Genomic DNA, 19,325 nt, shown 5'->3' with positions numbered 1-19,325 from the left:
GCGCCCGGAACTGCACAGGTCGACGCGTCGCAAACGCCGGGATATCTGTGCGGCCGTCACGCACGCGTCATGACGCCGTCACGGAAGCGATTGAAGAGGAGCGCGTGCGGAGGCGCAACGCAGCCGTGATCTACGGGACTTCTCATGGCCGGCAAGATGCTCTCAACCGAACCCTTCGTCGATCCCAGCGCCACGTTGCGCGATGTCAGCATCGGCGCCTATTGCGAGGTCGGCGCCCGCACCATCCTGCAGGAAGTCACGCTCGGCGATTACTCCTACGTCGTGAACGATTCCCAGATCACCTACACCACGATCGGCAAGTTCTGCTCGATCGCGGCGATGACCCGGATCAATCCCGGCAACCATCCGATGCATCGGGCGACCCAGTCGCACTTCACCTATCGCTCCAGCGCCTATTTCGACGGCGAGAGCGACGACGCCGATTTCTTCGACTGGCGGCGCGCGCATCACGTGACCATCGGCCACGACGTCTGGATCGGCCACGGTGCGGTCATCCTGCCCGGCCGCAACATCGGCACCGGCGCAGTGATCGCCGCCGGCGCCATCGTCACCAAGGACGTGCCCGCCTACAGCATCGTCGGCGGCAATCCTGCTCGCATCATCCGCCCGCGCTTCGCCGACGGCATTGCCGAGCGGCTCGTCGCGCTGGCGTGGTGGGACTGGGATCACGAGACGCTGCGCCAGGCCTTGCCGGACTTCCGCCACCTTGCCGTGGAGGATTTTGTCGGCAAATATGAAGCTCAGACCTCGCCCACCCGACCGCTTCCTGCAGAGCAACTGACTTCCACATGATCGACATCCTGATTGAAGGCGGCCGCGCGCTCATCGACGGCAAAATCGCCGAGGCCTCGCTGCAGGTCGCCGGCAGCGACATCGCGTCCATCGGCTCCCATGCCGGCCGCGCCACGCTCACCATCGATGCCGCCGACCTGCTGGTACTGCCGGGGATCGTCGACATCCACGGCGACGCCTTCGAGCGCCAGATGATGCCGCGCCCGGGTGTGGATTTTCCGCTCGACGTCGCCTTGATCGACAGCGACCGCCAGGTGATCGCCAACGGCATCACCACCGTCTTCCACGGCACAACCTGCTCGTGGGAGCCCGGCCTGCGCAGCGTCGACAATGCGCGCGGCCTGCTCGAGGCCATCGAAGCGCTGCGGCCGCAGCTTGCCGCCGATACCCGCTTTCACCTGCGGCAGGAGACCTACAACCTCGGCGCCGAGGACGAGATCAAGGCCTGGCTCGCGGACGGCCGCATCGACCTGCTGGCGTTCAACGACCACATCACCACCGCCGTGCACAATCCGAAGAAGCCGGAGAAGCGCATCCGCATGGCTGAACGCACCGGGCTGAGCTTCGAGGCGTTCGACCAACTGGTCGAGCGCACCATCTCCCGTGCCGATCAGGTGCCGGGCTCGATCGCACGGCTGGCACAGGCGGCAGGCACAGCAGGCGTAGCAACCTTGTCCCACGACGATGCGACCCCGGCGATGCGCGATGATTTCCGCAATCTCGGCGTCACGATCGCGGAATTCCCGATTAACGTCGAGACCGCGAAGGCCGCTGCGGCGGCCGGCGATTTCATCGTGTTCGGCGCGCCCAATGTGGTGCGCGGCGGCAGCCACACCGGCTGGACCAAAGCGTCCGACATGATCGCCCAGGGCCTGTGCTCCGTGCTGGCGTCCGACTACTATTATCCGGCGCAGTTGCTGGCGGCGTTCCGGCTGGTCACCGACGGCATTCTGCCGCTGCGGCAAGCCTGGGCGCTTGTATCGTCAGCGCCGGCCCAGGCCGCGGGCCTCACCGACCGCGGCACGCTCCAGACCGGCCAGCGCGCCGACATCATCCTGGTCGACGATACCGTGGCATTGCGACCGCGCGTCGTCGCGGTGATCGCTGCCGGACGGCTGGTGCATCTCACCGAGACGGATCGGGTGACGCGGTCGGCGCCCGCGCTCAGCAAGGTTGCGGCGGCGTGACGTTGCTTTAAACTGCAGCAATGACTTCATATCCCCGCTACGCGATCTATTACGCCCCGCCCACCCGCAAACCGCTTGCCCGCTTCGGCGCTGCCCTGCTTGGCTATGATGCCCTGTCAGGCAACGACGTGGCCTTTCCGAAGGACGCCGTCGCGGCCGCGCCGGACTGGCACGAGCTGACGCAGGACCCGCGCAAATACGGTTTTCACGCCACGCTGAAGGCGCCGTTCGCGCTGGCGCCAGGCACCACCGAAGCGGAGCTTCTGGCCGCTTGCGCCGACTTCGCGCGGCAGCCGCGCGAGATTCCCGTGATCAAGCCGGCCGTCCATGGCATCAGCGGCTTCATCGCCGTGGTCCCGGCCGAGCGTTCGGCCACGCTGCAGGCGCTGGCGCAGGACTGCGTCGAGGCCTTCGACGCCTTCCGCGCGCCGCTGTCGGCCGAGGATCGTGCTCGCAGGAAGCCGGAAACGCTGACGCCGCGCCAGGTCGAACAGCTTGACCGCTGGGGCTATCCCCATGTCGGCGAGGATTTTCGCTTCCACATGACGCTGACCGGCCGCATGACCGATTCGCGGCAACGCCCGATCCTGGCCATGCTGCGCGCCCGCTTCGAGACGCTGGCCCTGACCTCAGTGGCGATCGATCGCATCGCGCTGTTTAAACAGGACGATGCAGCGGCGCGGTTTCGGGTCATCAAGCAGGATGCGCTGACGGCGCGGTAAGCGCGCGGCTCCAAATCACACTCGAATGTCATCGCCCGGCCGGACGCGCAATTGCGCGTCTGGACCGGGCGACCAAGTAAACACCGCCGCCCAAGCTTGAATTACTGTCGCCTGTGTTTAATGGGTCCCCGCTTTCGCGGGGACGACAGCCTGAGCTTTGGCGCTACAGCAACTTGCCATCCGCGCCGAAGAACGGATGCGGGCCGTCGAAATCGCCGATCGGCACCTGATGCGTCACCACATGCCCGAATCCCGCGCCGGGAAACCAGACGTGCAGGTGAAACGCAGGCGGCTCCACTTTGAACGACGGCGCGCGCCGCCCGTCGAGATCGAGATCCACCGCGTGATTGGGCGCCGGACAGATCGTAGCCGGGACGCCGGCAAACAAAGTCATCGTCGCCCGATGGACGTGCCCGGCAGCCACCAGCTGCACGCGCGGATGTCGGCGGACGATCGCGGCCAGATCGGCGGCATTGAACAGGTTCTGCACGTCCATGTGTTCGATGCCGGTGCGGAATGGAGGATGATGCAGGAACAGCAGCGCCGGCCTGTCCGATGACGATGCAAGCGTCTCATCGAGCCATTGCAGCGTGGCGCCCTCGAGCTCGCCGTGCGGCTTGCCGTGCACGCTGGAGTCCAGCAGCACGAGATCGAGGCCGCCGACGCTGTGCAGCTGATTGAGTGCGCCGTCGGGCGATGCATAGGCCTGTTCGGGAAACGCCGCGCGCATCAGCGCGCGAGCATCGTGATTGCCGGGAATCGCGATGAAGGGAATTTCGAGCGGCGCCAGCAATCGCCTGAGGTGGTCGTATTCCTGCGGCGTCGGCGTATCCGCGAGGTCGCCGGAGATCACCACCAGATCCGGCCGCGGCTGCAAGGCATTCAGCGCCGCCACGCAACGCGCCAGCGCCGCCGCGGTATCGACCTTGCCGTAGGCCAGTTGACCGGGCGCCTTGATATGCAGGTCGGAGATCTGCGCGATCAGGATCGGTTTCGACATCACGCGTCTCCGGGCAACAGGCGCACCGCAGCCGGCGCGATGGACAGGCCGACGCGGTCGCCGGTCTTCACGGAGACCGTGTTGGGCGCGTCGATGGTCAGCGGCTTGTCGGCCGCGCCGGTCACGACCATGCGTTGCTTGTCGCCGATGAAGCTGATGCTGTCGATGACGCCGCATAGCGATGCATTGGCGGCGTCGACGATGGCGATGGTCTCCGGCCTGATCATGGCAGTGGTGACCGCAGCAGTTGCGACCGCGGCATCGGCCGCGGTCGCAACCTCGAGGCGTCCGCCCGGCAGCACGAGATGCCCCTCGGCCACCGGCGCCTCGATGATATTGGCGGCGCCGACGAACTCCGCCACGAACCGGCTCTGCGGCGCGAAGTAGATCTCGCGCGGCGTGCCGATCTGCGCGATCGCGCCCTTGCGCATCACCACGATGCGGTCGCCGAGCTCCATGGCTTCCGCCTGATCGTGCGTCACATAGATCGCGGTGATCCCCAGCGAGCGCAGCAAGCGGTTTAGTTCGCCCCGCAGCCGGTCGCGCAAGCTCGCATCGAGCGCGGTCAAGGGCTCGTCGAGCAGCAGCACGCGCGGGCGGATCGCCACGGCACGCGCCAGCGCGACGCGCTGGCGCTGGCCGCCGGAGAGCTGATCGATGCGCCGGTCCTGCAGCCCGGTGAGATTGGTCAGCGCCACCATTTCGGCGATGCGCTGGTCGCGCGCGGCCTTCGCCACGCCGCGGATCTTGAGGCCGTAGCCGATATTGTCGGCGACGCTCATGTTGGGAAACAGCGCGTAGGACTGGAACACCATGCCGACATGGCGCTGCTCGATCGGCACCGATGTCATGTCCGTCGTGTCGAACAACACGCGACCACCTTGGTCCGGCGTTTCCAGCCCGGCGATGATGCGCAGCATCGTGGTCTTGCCGCAGCCGCTAGGACCAAGCAGCACCAGCGTCTCGCCGCTGATGATGTCGAGCGAGGCGGGCGCCAAGGCCTGCGTGCCATCGGCAAAGGTCTTGCCGCAGTTTTCGATATGCACGGCGGCGCCGTGCGATGCTGTGGTCGTCATGTCTTTTGTCCCTTGTCAGCCAGCATCTGCATCGCCACCAGCAAAGGGACAATCATGACGAAGAAGATCAGCGTATAGGCGGAGGCCACTTCCAGCCGCATCGAGGCATAGGCATCGGCGAGCCCGACCGGCAATGTCTTGGTTAGCGGCGTGTGCAGCATCCAGGTGAGATTGAATTCGCCGAGCGACAGCGTCACCACCATCAGCGATCCCGCGATGATGCCGGGCATCGCATTGGGCACGATGACATTGCCGAAGCGCCGCCACGGCGAAGCGCCCAAGGAGGCCGCGCCCTCGTCGAGCGTCTTGATATCGATGGTCGAGAACACCGCCATCACCGAGCGCACCATGAACGGCATGCAGAACACCACATGGCCGGCGAGGATGAACGCCCAGGAGCGGCGAAAGCCGCTGAAGCCGCCATAGGTGAGCAGCAGCGCCAGCGCGATGGCGAGGCCGGGAATCGCCAGCGGCAGCGTGATCACTTCCTCGACGATGCGCGACAGTTTTCCGCCGCGCACATGCAGCGCATAGGCCGACGGCACGCCAATAGCGAGCGTTACGATCAAGGTGGCGAAGGCGATCAGGAACGACAGGCCGATTTCGCCGGCATAGAGATCCCAGACCTGCGCCACCCATTGCAAGGTGACGCCGGAGGAAATGCCGCGAAAGTAGTTCACGGTGATGCCGGCCGAGATCGACAGCACCACGGGCACCACGAGGAACGCGGCGACGAGAAGGGTGAAACCGAGCTGGCCGGCGAAGATCAGGCGATCGCGCATGATGCTACCCCGCCGCCGCGACGGTGCCGCCGCTGAAGGAGCGCGCCAGCGCCAGGATCGCCCAGGCGATCACGCCGAGGCCGATCGACAGCGCCGCGGAGATCGAGAAATTCGCGGCCAGCGTGAACTCGGTATAGATCAGCATCGGCAGCACATCGATGTTGGTGGCCAGCGTGAACGCGGTGCCGAAGGCGCCCATCGCTGTGGCAAAGGCAATGGCGCCGGACGCGACGAAGGCAGGCCCGAGCGCCGGCAGCACCACATCGCGCTGCACTTCCCACGGGCTCGCGCCGAGCGAGCGCGCCGCTTCCTCCAGCCCGCGATCGAGCTTCTGCACCGCCGCCATGATGGTCAGGATCACGCGCGGGATCGAGAAATACAGATAGCCGAGAAACAGGCCGAAGATCGAATAGGCGAACACGATCTTGTCGCCGCTCATGGCCTGCGAGATCGCGCCGATGAGGCCCTGGCGGCCGGCGAGAAGAATGATCAGGAAGCCGATCACCACGCCGGGAAACGCCAGCGGAAAGGTCAGCATGGCGATCAGAATTGCGCGGCCGGGAAAGCGGTGGCGCTGCAGGAACAGCCCGGCAACGGTGGCAATCGCCAGCGTCGCGAAGGTTGTCGCCGCCGACAACACCACGGTGTTGATCAAAGTGGCGCGGTAGCGCGGCTCGGTGAGGATCGCGAGATAGGCCGACAACCCGCGTGGGCCCGACGCGCCGACCACCAGCAACTGCGCCATCGGCAGCAGGAAGAAGGCGGCCGTCACCACCACAAGCGGCAGCAGGCAAAGCCAGATGAAGGATTTATGCGACATGAAATGATCGTACTCGATATCTGCACACCGGGATTGAAATACAATTCCAGCGCTGCGGCCATAGCGGCGCCCTGTGCGAATTCCTCATCCTCGCCTGAACGCAATTGCGTTCAGGCTGGAGGAGCGGTCGTCTTCGACCGCGTCTCGAAGGATGGCCGCATGCACCGCCCCCCGCCTCATGGTTCGAGACGCGCGCCAAGAGGCGCGCTCCTCACCATGAGGACGGTGAGTCAGCCCCTCACCCGACCGGCTTCGCTACGCTTCGCCGGTCGACCTCTCCCCGGAGGAGAGGTGAAGAGTGAGCCCGCGTTAGCGAACTTCGGCGAGATAGCGGTCCGTAAACGCCTTCTGCACCAGCTCCATCTTGCCCCAGTCCACGCTCTTGGCGCGGGCGTAGTCGCTGTCGGGCAGGAATTTGGCTTTCACCGCTTCCGGCAACTCGATCTTGCGGGCCGGGCGGAGATAGGCGTTGGTCCAGATCGCCTGGCCCTTGTCGGACAGCAGATAGTCCATGACCTTCTTGGCCTTGTCCTTGTCCGGCGCGTTCTTCACGAGGCCGACGACGTAGGGAAACACCACCGAGCCTTCGCAGGGAATCACGAAATCGAAATTGCCCTTCTCGGAATATTTGGCGCGGTAGGCGTTGAAGTCGTAGTCGAGCAGGATCGGCATTTCGCCGGACACGACGCGGGCGTAGGACGTCTGCTTCGGCACGATCGGATCGTTCTTCTTGAGGTCCTTGAAGAACTTCAGGCCGGGCTCGAAATTGTCGGCAGTGCCGCCGAGCGCGAGGTTGATGGCGACGGCGCCGACATAGCCGACCGCGGCCGAGGACGGATCGAGATAGCCGACCATGCCCTTGTAGTCGGGCTTCAACAGATCGGCCCAGCACTTCGGCACCGGCTTGCCGCCCAGCGCATCCTTGTTGACGAACAGGCCGAGGGTGCCGGAATGGATCGTGGTCCAGTAGCCGTCAGGATCTTTCAGGCCGGCATCGACCTGGTCCCAATGGGCCGGCTTGTAGGGCTCGAGCGCGTCCTGCGCCTTGGCCTTCATGCCGAAGGTGACGCCGAAATAGCCGATGTCGCCGACCGGATTGGCCTTCTCGGCGATGATCTGCGCCAGCGCCTGACCGGAATTCTTGTTGTCGGTGGGAATGTCGTAGCCGAGGTCGGTCTTGACCGCCTTGAGCATGGTGCCCCAATCGGCCCATTCCGGCGGACAATTGTAGCAGATCACGTCGGCAGCGCGGGCGCCCTGCACCGGTGCAAGCACCACAAAGGCCAGCACGGCCAGGATCAAGGAACGAAGCTTCATCACGCATTCTCCGAAAGCAATGCAGCCCGGATCTCGCCCTTCAGGGCGCCGGGGCATCTGAAGGCCCCCGACTATAGGTCGCGTATGAACCATTTACGACAAATGGAACCCTGCAATACCGCACCGCACAGTAAATTTGCTGCGCTGCATCTGGATGCGCGGCGGGGCTTCCGATTCGAATGTCAAACAGCCAAGCTTCTGCTGTCTCGCGGCGCCGATGGCGTCCGAGGTGTGAGCAGTCCTCCCCTCCGGACATGAGGGGAGCGGCGCGCCGGCAGGCGCGGGGATGGTGGTTGGGACGCGGTCCATCTTGCGATGGATCGCGGCGCCTGCGGGCGCGCCACCGCGGGGTTTAGGGCCGGGGGACCGTTCTTCCGGGACAGTGTCCGGCGGGATTTCTCCGCTTTGTCACTGTCCCGTCCAGCCGGCATATAGCGGCAGAGCCCCGTAGTGGGCCCGGACGGTGACCTCCAGCCTCCCGGGGTGTGCGTGCGAGGCACACGCGCGGAACACCGCATCCTCCTCCACTCTCAAGACGCCTCATGACAGCGCCCCTCGTTGAGCAGGACGAGGGGACTATAAGTCTATTGTTGGATTATAGTCAATATCGATGAAGAAGAATTTGCTTTGTTCACGCGCCGCCGCTGCCGTGTCCCGGACGCGCCGCGGCAGCGATGCGCAGCATCGCATGCCGCTGCGCAGATCCGGGACCGTACCGGGCTCCGTGATTGGGACGGCCCCGGATCTGCACCGCACCACGCCGCAAGGGCGGCGTGATGCAGTGCGTCCGGGGAACGAGCCACTTCGCATTGAGCCTGCGTTCAATCCTGGATCTTGGAGAAATCCGCCACCGCGCGCGTGGCGGCGCGAATCTCGTTGAGCAATTTTAAGCGATTTTCGCGCACGGCCGCGTCGTCGTCGTTGACCTTGACCTTGTCGAAGAACGCATCCACCGCCGGGCGCAGCTTGGCCATCGCCGTCATGGCGCCGGCAAAATCTTCCTTGGCCACGGCGGCACTGGCTTCCGGCCCGACCTCGGCAATCGCCTTGGCCAGCGCCTTCTCCTCGTCGAGCCGGTACAGCGCAGCCTCCGGCGCGCCATCATAGAGGCGCTTGTCCTTCTTCTCCTCAATGCCGAGGATATTGGACGCACGCTTCACACCGGCGCGCAGAGTCTTGCCGTCGTCGGTATCGAGGAATTTTGCGAGAGCCTCGACGCGACGGACCACCATCAGCAGATCGTCCTGGCCGCCGAGCGAGAAGACGGCATCGACGAGATCGTGACGCGCGCCCTGCTCACGCAGCTGGCCTTCTAGCCGCTGTGCAAAATAGGAAAGAAGGCGCTCGGAGCGAGCGATCAAATGCTTCTTAAACTCAGGCTTGAGAGAGTTTATTAAAGCAGCAATTTTTTCGTCCGTAACGGGCCTGTCGATCGCCCTGTGGATGGTCATCATCTTAAAATTCTGAAACATCATCGAGATGTCTACAGCATTTCTTGCCGGGTGCACGTCTGCGGTATAGGTGACAGTTTGATCAAGATGATCCAAAAACAGCGAAGTAAGATTTAACTTAAAGCCAAGCAGGATGAAACGAACGGCACCCAGTGCAGCGCGACGCAGAGCAAATGGGTCCTTAGAGCCTGAAGGCTCTTCAACTATTGCCCAGAAGCAGAGCAGAGTATCAAACTTGTCCGCCAATGCGACCGCAACACTCACCGGGCTTTCGGGTAAACCGTCTGTTGGTCCTAGAGGCTTCCAGTGCTCCTCGCTCGCCGCAGCGACGGCGGCATCTTCGCCCTGCGCCAGCGCGTAGTACTTGCCCATCAGACCCTGCAGCTCGGGAAATTCGCCGACCGCCTCGGTCAGCAGGTCAGCCTTCGCCAGCTCTGCCGCGCGCTTGGTTAGCTCCACATCGGCGCCGACCAGCGGCGCGATCTCGGCGGCGAGCCGCACGATGCGCTTGATGCGCTCCGCCTGGCTGCCGAGCTTTTCGTGGAACACGATGTTCTCGAATTTCGGCAGCCGGTCTTCCAGTCTGGTTTTCAGGTCAGTGTCGTAGAAGAACTTTGCATCCGACAGCCGCGCGCGGATCACCCGCTCGTTGCCGGCGCGGATTTCTGCGCCGTCGTCGGAGGCCTCGATATTGGCGGTGAGGATGAAGCGGTTGACGAGACGGCCGGTGGCGGGGTCGCGCACCACGAAGCACTTCTGGTTGGTGCGGATGGTGGCGCGGATCATCTCGTCGGGAATGGCGAGGAAGGCTTCGTCGAACGAGCCCATCAGCACCACCGGCCATTCGACCAGGCCGGCGACTTCCTCGAGCAAGCCGGGATCTTCCACCAGCTCGAAATTCTGCGCGCCGCACAGCGTGCGCGCATCTGCCAGAATGATCTCGCGGCGGCGCTCGGGATCGAGCACCACGTTCGCGTCCTGCAGTTTGGTCACGTAGTCGTCGAAGCGGCGCACCGGGAATTCAGCGGGCGCCATGAAGCGATGGCCGCGCGTGGTCTGCCCTGTCGTGACGCCGTCCAGCGTGAACGGCACCACCTCGGGCTCTTCGGTATCGATGCCGAAGGTGGCGACGATGGAATGCAGCGGCCGCACCCATTGCAGCGCGCTCGGCCGCGCCGAACGCTCGCCCCAGCGCATCGACTTCGGCCACGGGAAGGTGCGGATGATCAGCGGCAGGATTTCGGCGAGCACGTCGAGCGTCGGCTTGCCCGGCTTCTCGGTCAGCGCGATGTAGAAATCGCCCTTGGGGTCGCGCTGGATCTTGGCCTCGTCGAGCGAATTCAGCCCGGTGGCCTTCAGGAAGCCGGCGATCGCCGCTTCCGCGCCGCCGACCCGCGGCCCCTTGCGCTCCTGTTTCAGATCCGACTGACGCGCGGGAATCCCATGCACCGTCAGCGCCAGCCGCCGCGGCGTCGCAAACGCCTTGGCGCCCTCATAGACCAGTCCCTCGGCGACCAGCCGATCGGTGACCATGCGACGCAGATCCTCCGCCGCCTTGGCCTGCATGCGGGCGGGAATTTCTTCGGAAAACAGTTCGAGAAGGAGATCGGGCATTACTTGGTTTCCACGCGGGAGACGTCACCCTCCCCTTGAGGGGAGGGTCGCCTGCCGAAGGCAGGCGGGGTGGGGTGACAGCGATCATGTTGTGAATAGCTTCCAGCACAGTGTCGGTCCTGCTCATCACATCATTGTTCCAAAATCGTATCACGCGATAACCTTCCGACTGCAGCCAGCGCGTCCGGACGTGATCGCGGCGAAGTCCTTCATCGTCTCCGTGCTGCGATCCGTCCACTTCGACAATCAGCCGCTCGGCCAAACATGCAAAGTCGGCGATGTAGGGTCCGATCACCACCTGCCGGCGGAAGTGACTTCCCTTCACGTCGAGACGTCTCAGGTGTCGCCAGAGAATATCTTCGGCGACAGTCGTGTTTTCACGCAGCTTCTTGGCGGTCCTGCGTTTGAAGTCGCTGATGGGTCTTTTGACCATTTCACCACCGCCGTCACTTGCTGCTTTCACCCCACCCCGATGCGAGCTTCGCTCGCATCGACCCTCCCCTCAAGGGAGGGTGAAGAAAGAGCCCCGCCCGCTTCCGTTGCCATCCAGGCTTCGCCGCAGGCTTTGGCGAGGTCGCGGACGCGGCCGATGTAGCTTTGGCGTTCGGTGACCGAAATGACGCCGCGGGCGTCGAGCAGGTTGAAGACGTGGCTGGCCTTGATGCACTGGTCGTAGGCCGGCTGCGCCATCAGGTGCGCCTCGCGCTTGCCGTCCTTCCAGCCGGCGGCGAGATATTTCTGGCAGGCGCCCTCGGCCATCCTGAACTGCTCGAACAGCATGTCGGCGTCGGAGTGTTCGAAATTGTGCCGGGAATATTCCTTCTCGGCCTGCAGGAAGACGTCGCCATAGGTCACCTTGTCGGCGCCGTCGCGGCCGTTGAAGTTGAGCTCCATGATGCTGTCGACGCCCTGCAGATAGCAGGCGAGACGCTCCAGGCCGTAGGTCAGTTCGCCGGCCACCGGCGAGCATTCGACCCCCGCGACCTGCTGGAAATAGGTGAACTGGCTGACTTCCATGCCGTCGCACCAGCATTCCCAGCCGAGCCCCCAGGCGCCCAGAGTCGGGCTCTCCCAGTCGTCCTCGACGAAGCGGATATCGTGCAGCGCGGTGTCGATGCCGATCGCCTTCAGCGACTTCAGATAGAGGTCCTGCAGGTCCGGCGGCGACGGCTTGATGATCACCTGGAACTGGTAATAGTGCTGCAGCCGGTTGGGGTTCTCGCCGTAGCGGCCGTCCTTGGGCCGGCGCGACGGCTGCACATAGGCGGCCTTCCACGGCCTCGGCCCGAGCGCCCGCAGCGTGGTGGCGGGGTGGAACGTGCCGGCACCGACCTCCATGTCGTAAGGCTGCAGGATGACGCAGCCGTAATCCGCCCAATAGCGCTGCAGGGTCAGGATCAGGCCCTGGAACGAGCGTTCCGGGCGCATATGCGGTGGGATGGAGTCCATGGGGGCGATCTGGGATTCGTTGAGGATTTTCGGGAACGGGAGCGCGCGGGACCGTATCGGCGGGTCCCCAAGGAATCAAGGCGATGCGGCGAGGCCGTTGCCGGATGCACGCAGGACGATTGCAGCAAACCCGCTAACCCGGCGGTAACCGGTGTGGATGGAACACGGCCAGAGGTTGTGGCTTGTGCGTACCACCCCGGCTATCAAGGGGCGCTGTCGTACCTAGCGCGAACGAGACCGGGGCGCCGTCGAACGTTGTTCTCAGCAACGCGGCGGCGGGGAACGATCCGGGCGCAGCGGGCTTATCCATGTGAAGGCGGCGCGACGACGAAAGCGCGCCGGACCAGACAACCTCCAAGTTGTTCACGACCCCCAGGTTTGCTCGCCGGTTTCGAGGATGGTGCCCCATCCTCAGACCGGCGCAAACATTTTGGGGGTGTTTTGCGTCAGCCCGGGCGGTAGGCGCCGGTGGCGGGGTCGCGGCGCAGCGTCGGAATTTCAGTGGCGGACGGCTCCGTCATCCGCGACAGCCGGGCCTGCTCCAGCTCGTGGTTGATCCGGACGGCGGTCCGATAGGCCCATCTCACAACGGCGGCCCCACCCAGGGCGCCTGCAATTGCAACCAGCGGCGGCATCGCGCGATCCTTGTCGTTCATGGTCCAGCCCCCAGGGCCGCAGTTTCGCGCAACTCGGCCGTTCCCGCAATCGGCTTCTGCGGGGCCAAATGGCGCGGGCCGGCGACCCGCTAAAAGCCGTATTTGGCCCAGATCACCCGGGTTTCCAGCGCCGAAATCAGCTGCTCCGGCAGCCCGCCAAGGCCATCCAGCGCCAGTTCAACCCCGGCACCGGACTTGCGGCCCAGGAGCCCGGCCAGCAGTCCGGTCGGCGGCGCGATCACCGGCATGTCCACCTTGTCGCCAAAGCGCGCCCGCAATGTCGACCGGAGGTCGCCGACGGCGTCAGCCAGCCCCAGCGCGATGCCGGATTCGCCGGCCCAGTATTCGCCGGAAAACAGCACGTCGTCGGCGCCCGTCAGGCGGGCGCCGCGGCTGCCCTTCACCAGCGCGATGAAGATGGTGTGGATCTCACGCTGCAGCGCCTTGATGCGCGCGACGTCGTCGGGATTTTCCGGCAGGAACGGATCGAGCGTCGCCTTGCGCTCGCCGGCCGTGTAGAGCCGTCGTTCGATGCCGATCTTCCTGATCAACTCCTGGAAACCGAAGGTGCCGCCGACCACGCCGATGGAACCGACGATCGACGACGGATCGACAAAAATCTCGTCGGCCGCGCAGGCGATCATGTAACCGCCCGATGCCGCGACGTCTTCGACGAACGCCAGCACCGGCAGCTTCTTCTCGGCGGCCAATTGCCGGATGCGCAAAAAGATCTGCCGCGACTGCACCGGCGAGCCGCCGGGCGAATTGATCAGCAGCGCCACCGCCTTCGCGTTCTTGGTCGCGAAGGCCTTGTCCAGCAGCTTCGCGACACCCGACAGCGACAGGCCCGGCCGCAGCGGCGTCGCCGCGCCGATCACGCCGGACAGCCGCACGACCGGAACCACGGCGGTGCTGCGGCGGAACCGCGCGGGGATCATGTCCATAAGGCTTTTCATCACTGTTCCTGCTCGTTGTCGCAAAGTTTACCCATCTCGTTACGCTGGCCTTAACCGTATTTTATCACGCGGGTGTCATTGAACTGAGCAACGCTCGGTGCGTTGAAATCCCACAAGGCGAATACGCCTCAGCGGAGGAAGACATGAAGATCTATCTGCTGATGATGCTGATGTGCTGTCTGTTCGCAGCGATCCACTTCACCTCCGCGCCGCAGAAACAATCCGAGACCTTGCCGCAATAGGTTTCCTCGCGCGTTCACAACCGCAGCGCCGCCGTTCCGTCCAGCACATTCCGAATATGGGGATCCGGCGCGCCGGATGCATCCCTGAGCGCGACCGCCGGCACGATGCTCAGCGGCGCCCGCCCGCCCTTCACGGCCGCCACGATGATGCGGATCGCGGGTTCCGCGGGAGCGCTGTGCACCGCCAGAACCTTGATGCTGCCGAAGCCGCGCTGCAGCTCCGCCAGCACCTCGGCCAGGCCGTCGGCGCGCCAGATCAATGTCAGCGCGCCGCCGGATTTCAGCACGCGCCGCGCCGCATGCACCCACGCCTGCAGCGTGGTCGCCGTCGCGACATGGGCGATCTGGCGCGCCCCATCCGGGGAGCCGCGGTGCCGGGCGGCATCGTGGAATGGCGGATTCATCAGCACCACGTCGGCGCTGTCCGGCCCAAGTCCGGCGGCGGCAAAAGCCGCGGCACCCGCGCCGATATCCAGCGTGACCACCTCGGCGCCGAGGCCATTGGCCGCGGCATTATCGCGCGCCAGCTGCACCAGCACCGGGTCGATTTCCACCAGCCGCAACGAAATACCGTCCACGCGCCGCGCCACCGCCAGCCCGGCCGCGCCGACGCCGGCGCCGAAATCCACCACCGCCTGGCCAGGCTGCGCCGCGGTGGCAGCGGCCAGCAGCATGGCGTCATGGCCGGCGCGGTGGCCGGACCGCAGCTGCCGCAGCCGCAACCTGCCGCCGAGAAAGGCGTCGTCGGTGGTCTCCGCCGGCAGATCAGTCATCAGCCCGCAACTCGTGGGCGAGCCCGGCATCGGTCAGCACCTGGCGCGCTTCGCCGAGGTCGTCCTGGTGGACCAGAATCCGCCGCGGGATCACGCCCACCGAGCCTTCGAGGATGCTCATGTTCTGGTCCAGCACCAGATGGTGGATATTGGCACCATCGAGCAGCGACCCGACCGCCGAAACCAGCACCACATCGTTGGTTCGCACCAGTTCGCGCACGGTCCTGTTCCTTTGCCGCCGTCTGAGGGGTCCGCAGGCGCCGCATGCCCTTGCCGCGCCAGCCCGCAGTTTCTATTGTGCCGTGTCGAAATCGGCCGCTGACGACACCTGTTGCCAACCCGGATTCGACCTAAATGGCATACAGCGTATCCTGCAATCTCGCATGCAGGGAATTGCTGTCGCAATCCGGAGACTTACAGCGTGGCGGTCATAGTTCCCTTCGAGAGCCATTCCACCGCATCGATCGATCAACTGGTGGCGCTGGTTGCGGCCGACATGGAGCGCGTCAACAGCACCATCCTGTCGCGCACCGGCTCTGAGGTCACCATGATCCCGGAGGTCGCCAACCACCTGATCTCGTCGGGCGGCAAGCGGTTACGGCCGATGCTGACGCTGGCGATGGCCAATCTCACGGGCTATGCCGGCGACGGCCATATCAAGCTCGCCGCCGCCGTCGAATTCATGCACACCGCCACTTTGCTGCACGACGACGTGGTCGACCAGAGCGAGCTGCGCCGCGGGAAATTGTCCGCCCGCATGCTGTGGGGCAACGAGGCCAGCGTGCTGGTCGGCGACTTCCTGCTCGGCCAGGCCTTCCGGATGATGGTCGAGGTCGGGAGCCTGCGCGCGCTCGACATCCTGTCCTCTGCCGCGGCGACCATCGCCGAGGGCGAGGTGATGCAGCTCGCCGCCGCCAAGAACACCGCGACCACCGAGGACGAATATCTCGCGGTGATCCGCGGCAAGACCGCCGAATTGTTCGCCGCGGCCTGCGAGGTCGGTCCGGTCATCGCCGGCCGCCCGAAGGCCGAGCAGACCGCCTGCCGCTCGGTCGGCATGAATCTCGGCATCGCGTTCCAGCTGGTCGACGACGTGCTGGACTACGGCGGCAAGGCCGCCAAACTCGGCAAGAATGTCGGCGACGATTTCCGCGAGGGCAAGATCACCTTGCCGGTGGTGCTGGCGTTCCGCCGCGGCAACGACGCCGAGCGCGCCTTCTGGGTCAAGGCTCTGGAGCGCGGCGAAATCGAGGACGGCGACCTCGACCACGCCGTCGGCCTGATGACCAAACACCGCGCCCTCGAAGACACCATCAACCGCGCCCAGCATTACGGCGCCATGGCCGTCGACGCGCTGGCGCTGTTCCCGCCGTCGCCGATGAAGACCGCGCTGGAACAGGTGGTGGCGTTCTGTCTGGCACGGTCGCACTGAGGCAAACAATGACGCCGTCATCCTGAGGTGCTCGCCTTTTCGGCGAGCCTCGAAGGATGCGGAAGCGGGCGCAAGAGCACGTGGCCCATCCTTCGAGGCCGTCGCAAGAGCGACGGCGCCTCAGGATGACGGCAGAAATTGCGGTGAACTCAGTTCAACGCCCCGGCATGCACCCACCACTGCGGATGCGCCTGCCCGATCGCCTGCGCGGCCTGCTGCGCGGTGGCGTCGTCGTCGAACAGGGCAAAGCAGGTGGCGCCGGAGCCGGACATGCGGGCCAGCCGGACACCGTCGAGCGCCCCGAGTGCCGACAGCACCTCGCCGATCACCGGCTCGACCTTGATCGCCGGGGCTTCGAGATCGTTGACGCCGGCGGCCAGCGCCTTGATCCAGACGTCGATGGCGGCGTCTTCGCCGGGCCATTTCGGCGCCTTCAGCACGTCGGTGATGCCGACGCGGAGCTGGCCGTTGCGCAGGCCGAGTTCCTTGAACACATCCTTGGTCGCCACGGGCACGCGCGGATTGACCATCACGCAGGGCAATCGCGGCAGGCCGAGCGGCAGCAGCGTATCGCCCACACCGGTCATCACGCAGGCGCGGGATTCCAGGCACACCGGAACGTCGGCGCCGGTCAGCCGCGCGACTTCCAGCAATCGCGCATCGTCGGCAGCAAGGCCATTGGCCTGCGCCAGCAGCCGCAACGCCGCGGCAGCATCGGCCGAACCGCCGCCGATGCCGGCGGCCACCGGCAAATGCTTGTCGAGCGCAAACGCGCCGACCTTCAGGCCCTCGACCCGTTCGCCGAGCAGGCGTGCCGCCTTGATCACCAGATTGTCGGAGGCCTCGCCGCATTCCTGCGCGCGCGGACCGCTGGTCGAGAGCGCGAGTTCGCCGCCCACGTCCAGCACCAGGGCGTCCGCGCAATCGGCGAACGCCACGACGCTTTCCAGATCGTGATAGCCATCGACGCGGCGGCCAACCACCCGAAGGGTCAGGTTGACCTTGGCACGCGCAGTATCCCTCAGCGCCGACATCGGCGAACCAGCCTTTCGATCAACCGCCCTTGCCGTCTTCTTTTTCTTGTCGGCAGAGGCTGCGGACGATGACGGATCGTCCGGCAGGCCGTTTTCGATCTTGGCTTCGATCTTCGGCAGTTCTTCCGCTTCCGGCTTCAGGTCCTTGGCATGCTGCCACTGGAATTTGGCTTCCAGGGTGCGGCCAACCCGCCAGTAGGCGTCGCCGAGATGGTCGTTGATGGTCGGATCTTCCGGCTTCAGGTCGATGGCCCGCTCCAGCGTCTTGGCGGCTTCCTCGAAATTGCCGATCCGGTAATAGGCCCAGCCAAGCGAGATCGACGATGTAGCCATCGTCCGGCCGCTGGTCGACGGCGCGCTTGATCATCTTCATGGCGTCGTCGAGGTTGATGCCCTGGTCGATCCAGGAATAGCCGAGATAGTTCAGCACATGCGGCTGCTCGGGCTGCAGCTCAAGCGCCTTGCGCATGTCGGTCTCGGCCTTGGCCCACTGCTTGGACCGCTCCAGGCAGATGCCGCGGAAGTAGAAATACACCCAGTTCGGCTTGTCCTGGTTGGCGGCGATCACGTCGATGCCCTGGCTGTAGGTCTCGGCGCAATCGGCGAACTTCTTCTTGCCGCGCTCGATATTGCCGAGCGCCATGATGGCTTCGAGATCCTTGGGATCCTCGGCGGTGACGCCCTTGAGGATCTTGATCGCTTCTTCCGAGCGGTCGGCGGCGTCGAGATCGGTGGCCTGCTGGATCTGCGCGTTGCGCTTCAGCGCCGAATTGGCCGGTACGCGCTCATAGACCTTGATGGCCATCGCCGGCTTCTTCACCGATTCATAGAGATCGGCAAGCGACAGCAGCGCCAGCGAATGATCGGGCTTCAGGTAAAGCGCGAGCTGCAGATAGACCAGCGCCAGATCCTCGCCACCGCGGCGGGTCAGCGACGCGCCGATGCCGTACAGCGCCTCGGCGGCGCCGGCCTGCGGGCTGTCGACCAGCGGCGGCAGCTTCTTGCCGGCCTTGGTCTCCTTGATGCCTTCCAGCACCAGCGGATGGCGGGCCAGCTTCTTGTTGAAATTCTCGTAGATCGCCTGCGCGGACGCATCGTCCTTGTTGCGCGAGGTCCAGCGCGCATAGGCGTCGACTACGCGCAGCGCGGAATCGTCGAGCTTGTAGGCGCGCTCGAAGCGGGCGCCGGCATCCTTCTGCTTGCCGGCGAGGTCGAGCAGCATGCCGGCATGCAGATCCTTGAAGATCGGATACCATTCCGGACCGGCCAGCTTGTCGATATTGGAAATTGCGGTCTTGCTGTCGCCGGCGCCATAGCTGGCCCAGCCCGACAGCAGCGTCGCCACGAGATCGGTGATCGGGCCGCGGATCGACTGGTTGATGTTGGTCTGCGCCGCGGCATATTTCTTCAGCTTAAGGTCGCGCACGCCGACCACCAGCCGCGCCACGCGGTTTTGCTTGTCGATCACCAGGATGCGGTCGGCGAGCTTGACGGCCTCGTCGATGTCGCCGTCGGCCAGCGAGGAGATGAAGGCGCGGTCGAGCAGTTCGTTGTTCTTCGGGTCGGTGCGCAGCGCCGAGCGGTAAAACGCCGCAGCCGAGCTGGCATCGCGTTCGACGCTGGCGTGGCGCGCAGCGAGGTAGCTGCCCGCCGTGGTGAGGAATTTCAGGTCGCGGCTGTTGGGAAACTGCGCCGAACTGTCGGCCGTATGGTCGGGGGTCTGGGCCAGCAACGTGCCGGGCAACGCCAGCGTTGCAACAGCCACAGCGGCGAGGGTCAGGCGACGAAATAGGTTGGACAACATCACGATGGGCCTGGCTCCAAAAGAAAACGGAGATTTACGGATAAGGCTCCGATGCGCAACCGACCCGGCAGCATCAAGCCCTCTGACAATGCCGCGTTTGGCGCTCAATCGCAAGGATCGGGCCCGAACCGCCCATGCCGATAGATGCCGCCGATGGCACTATATCCCTGAAGGCGCCCGCACTGTGGCGGTTCCGT

The 19,325-nt window shown here is 65.1% G+C and carries 16 protein-coding genes and 2 pseudogenes; 4 read left to right on the top strand and 14 right to left on the bottom strand.

All coding sequences use genetic code 11. The annotated features are described in order from the left end of the window. Positions 1–144 precede the first annotated feature (144 nt). The 3 genes from ONR75_RS07180 to ONR75_RS07170 are packed head-to-tail and all read left to right on the top strand — an operon-like array spanning position 145 to position 2,722. A complete protein-coding gene (locus tag ONR75_RS07180) occupies positions 145–813 on the top strand; it encodes a DapH/DapD/GlmU-related protein (RefSeq protein ID WP_265081997.1) in 669 nt (222 codons plus the stop codon). Next, complete coding sequence (locus ONR75_RS07175; RefSeq protein WP_265081996.1) at positions 810–2,000, top strand: alpha-D-ribose 1-methylphosphonate 5-triphosphate diphosphatase; 1,191 nt, start codon at positions 810–812, stop codon at positions 1,998–2,000. The genes ONR75_RS07180 and ONR75_RS07175 overlap by 4 nt, the downstream gene beginning before the upstream one ends. A gap of 20 nt (positions 2,001–2,020) precedes the next feature. Next, entirely contained in the window at positions 2,021–2,722 is a 702-nt protein-coding gene (locus tag ONR75_RS07170) for a DUF1045 domain-containing protein (protein WP_265081995.1), read from the top strand. Positions 2,723–2,885: 163 nt separating this feature from the next. Here the strand turns inward: ONR75_RS07170 and ONR75_RS07165 are convergent, their stop codons facing one another. From ONR75_RS07165 to ONR75_RS07110, 12 genes and pseudogenes are all read right to left on the bottom strand, one after another. Beyond that, positions 2,886–3,725: a phosphodiesterase gene (locus ONR75_RS07165; RefSeq protein ID WP_265081994.1), complete on the bottom strand. Its 840-nt coding sequence runs from the start codon at positions 3,723–3,725 to the stop codon at positions 2,886–2,888. Then, complete coding sequence (locus ONR75_RS07160) at positions 3,722–4,798, bottom strand: ABC transporter ATP-binding protein (RefSeq protein WP_265081993.1); 1,077 nt, start codon at positions 4,796–4,798, stop codon at positions 3,722–3,724. The genes ONR75_RS07165 and ONR75_RS07160 overlap by 4 nt, the downstream gene beginning before the upstream one ends. Continuing rightward, positions 4,795–5,580, bottom strand: a complete 786-nt coding sequence (locus ONR75_RS07155; protein ID WP_265081992.1) for an ABC transporter permease — start codon at positions 5,578–5,580, stop codon at positions 4,795–4,797. Before ONR75_RS07155 ends, ONR75_RS07160 begins: the two co-directional genes overlap by 4 nt. A gap of 4 nt (positions 5,581–5,584) precedes the next feature. Continuing rightward, positions 5,585–6,400 (bottom strand): ABC transporter permease, encoded by an 816-nt coding sequence (locus ONR75_RS07150; protein ID WP_265081991.1) that lies wholly within the window; start codon positions 6,398–6,400, stop codon positions 5,585–5,587. Positions 6,401–6,709: 309 nt separating this feature from the next. Further along, positions 6,710–7,717: an ABC transporter substrate-binding protein gene (locus ONR75_RS07145; protein WP_265081990.1), complete on the bottom strand. Its 1,008-nt coding sequence runs from the start codon at positions 7,715–7,717 to the stop codon at positions 6,710–6,712. 821 nt (positions 7,718–8,538) lie between these two features. After that, positions 8,539–10,782, bottom strand: a complete 2,244-nt coding sequence (glyS, locus tag ONR75_RS07140; RefSeq protein WP_413776447.1) for a glycine--tRNA ligase subunit beta — start codon at positions 10,780–10,782, stop codon at positions 8,539–8,541. Then, positions 10,782–11,215 (bottom strand): annotated as a pseudogene (locus ONR75_RS07135) (endonuclease domain-containing protein). Before ONR75_RS07135 ends, glyS begins: the two are co-directional and overlap by 1 nt. A gap of 26 nt (positions 11,216–11,241) precedes the next feature. Then, positions 11,242–12,231, bottom strand: a complete 990-nt coding sequence (locus tag ONR75_RS07130) for a glycine--tRNA ligase subunit alpha (RefSeq protein WP_265081989.1) — start codon at positions 12,229–12,231, stop codon at positions 11,242–11,244. A gap of 446 nt (positions 12,232–12,677) precedes the next feature. Beyond that, complete coding sequence (locus tag ONR75_RS07125) at positions 12,678–12,866, bottom strand: hypothetical protein (RefSeq protein WP_265083569.1); 189 nt, start codon at positions 12,864–12,866, stop codon at positions 12,678–12,680. A gap of 110 nt (positions 12,867–12,976) precedes the next feature. After that, positions 12,977–13,843, bottom strand: coding sequence for a S49 family peptidase (locus tag ONR75_RS07120; protein ID WP_265081988.1), 867 nt, complete (start codon positions 13,841–13,843; stop codon positions 12,977–12,979). Positions 13,844–14,099: 256 nt separating this feature from the next. Beyond that, on the bottom strand, positions 14,100–14,858 hold the full coding sequence (locus ONR75_RS07115) for a tRNA1(Val) (adenine(37)-N6)-methyltransferase (RefSeq protein ID WP_265081987.1): 759 nt from the start codon (positions 14,856–14,858) through the stop codon (positions 14,100–14,102). After that, positions 14,851–15,078, bottom strand: coding sequence for a DUF2007 domain-containing protein (locus tag ONR75_RS07110; RefSeq protein WP_265081986.1), 228 nt, complete (start codon positions 15,076–15,078; stop codon positions 14,851–14,853). The genes ONR75_RS07115 and ONR75_RS07110 overlap by 8 nt, the downstream gene beginning before the upstream one ends. Before the next feature lie 201 nt (positions 15,079–15,279). Here ONR75_RS07110 and ONR75_RS07105 point away from each other — a divergent pair, with 201 nt between their 5' ends. Then, entirely contained in the window at positions 15,280–16,290 is a 1,011-nt protein-coding gene (locus ONR75_RS07105) for a polyprenyl synthetase family protein (protein WP_265081985.1), read from the top strand. 149 nt (positions 16,291–16,439) lie between these two features. Here the strand turns inward: ONR75_RS07105 and ONR75_RS07100 are convergent, their stop codons facing one another. Both ONR75_RS07100 and ONR75_RS07095 read right to left on the bottom strand, forming a co-directional pair. Continuing rightward, positions 16,440–17,324: a 4-(cytidine 5'-diphospho)-2-C-methyl-D-erythritol kinase gene (locus ONR75_RS07100; protein WP_265083568.1), complete on the bottom strand. Its 885-nt coding sequence runs from the start codon at positions 17,322–17,324 to the stop codon at positions 16,440–16,442. Between the two features lie 19 nt (positions 17,325–17,343). Then, positions 17,344–19,128, bottom strand: a pseudogene (locus tag ONR75_RS07095) (tetratricopeptide repeat protein). Positions 19,129–19,325: the final 197 nt, after the last annotated feature.

The sequence above is a fragment of the Rhodopseudomonas sp. P2A-2r genome, from assembly GCF_026015985.1.
Taxonomy (GTDB): Bacteria; Pseudomonadota; Alphaproteobacteria; order Rhizobiales; family Xanthobacteraceae; genus Tardiphaga.
This window is presented reverse-complemented; position numbering and strand designations above follow the sequence as displayed.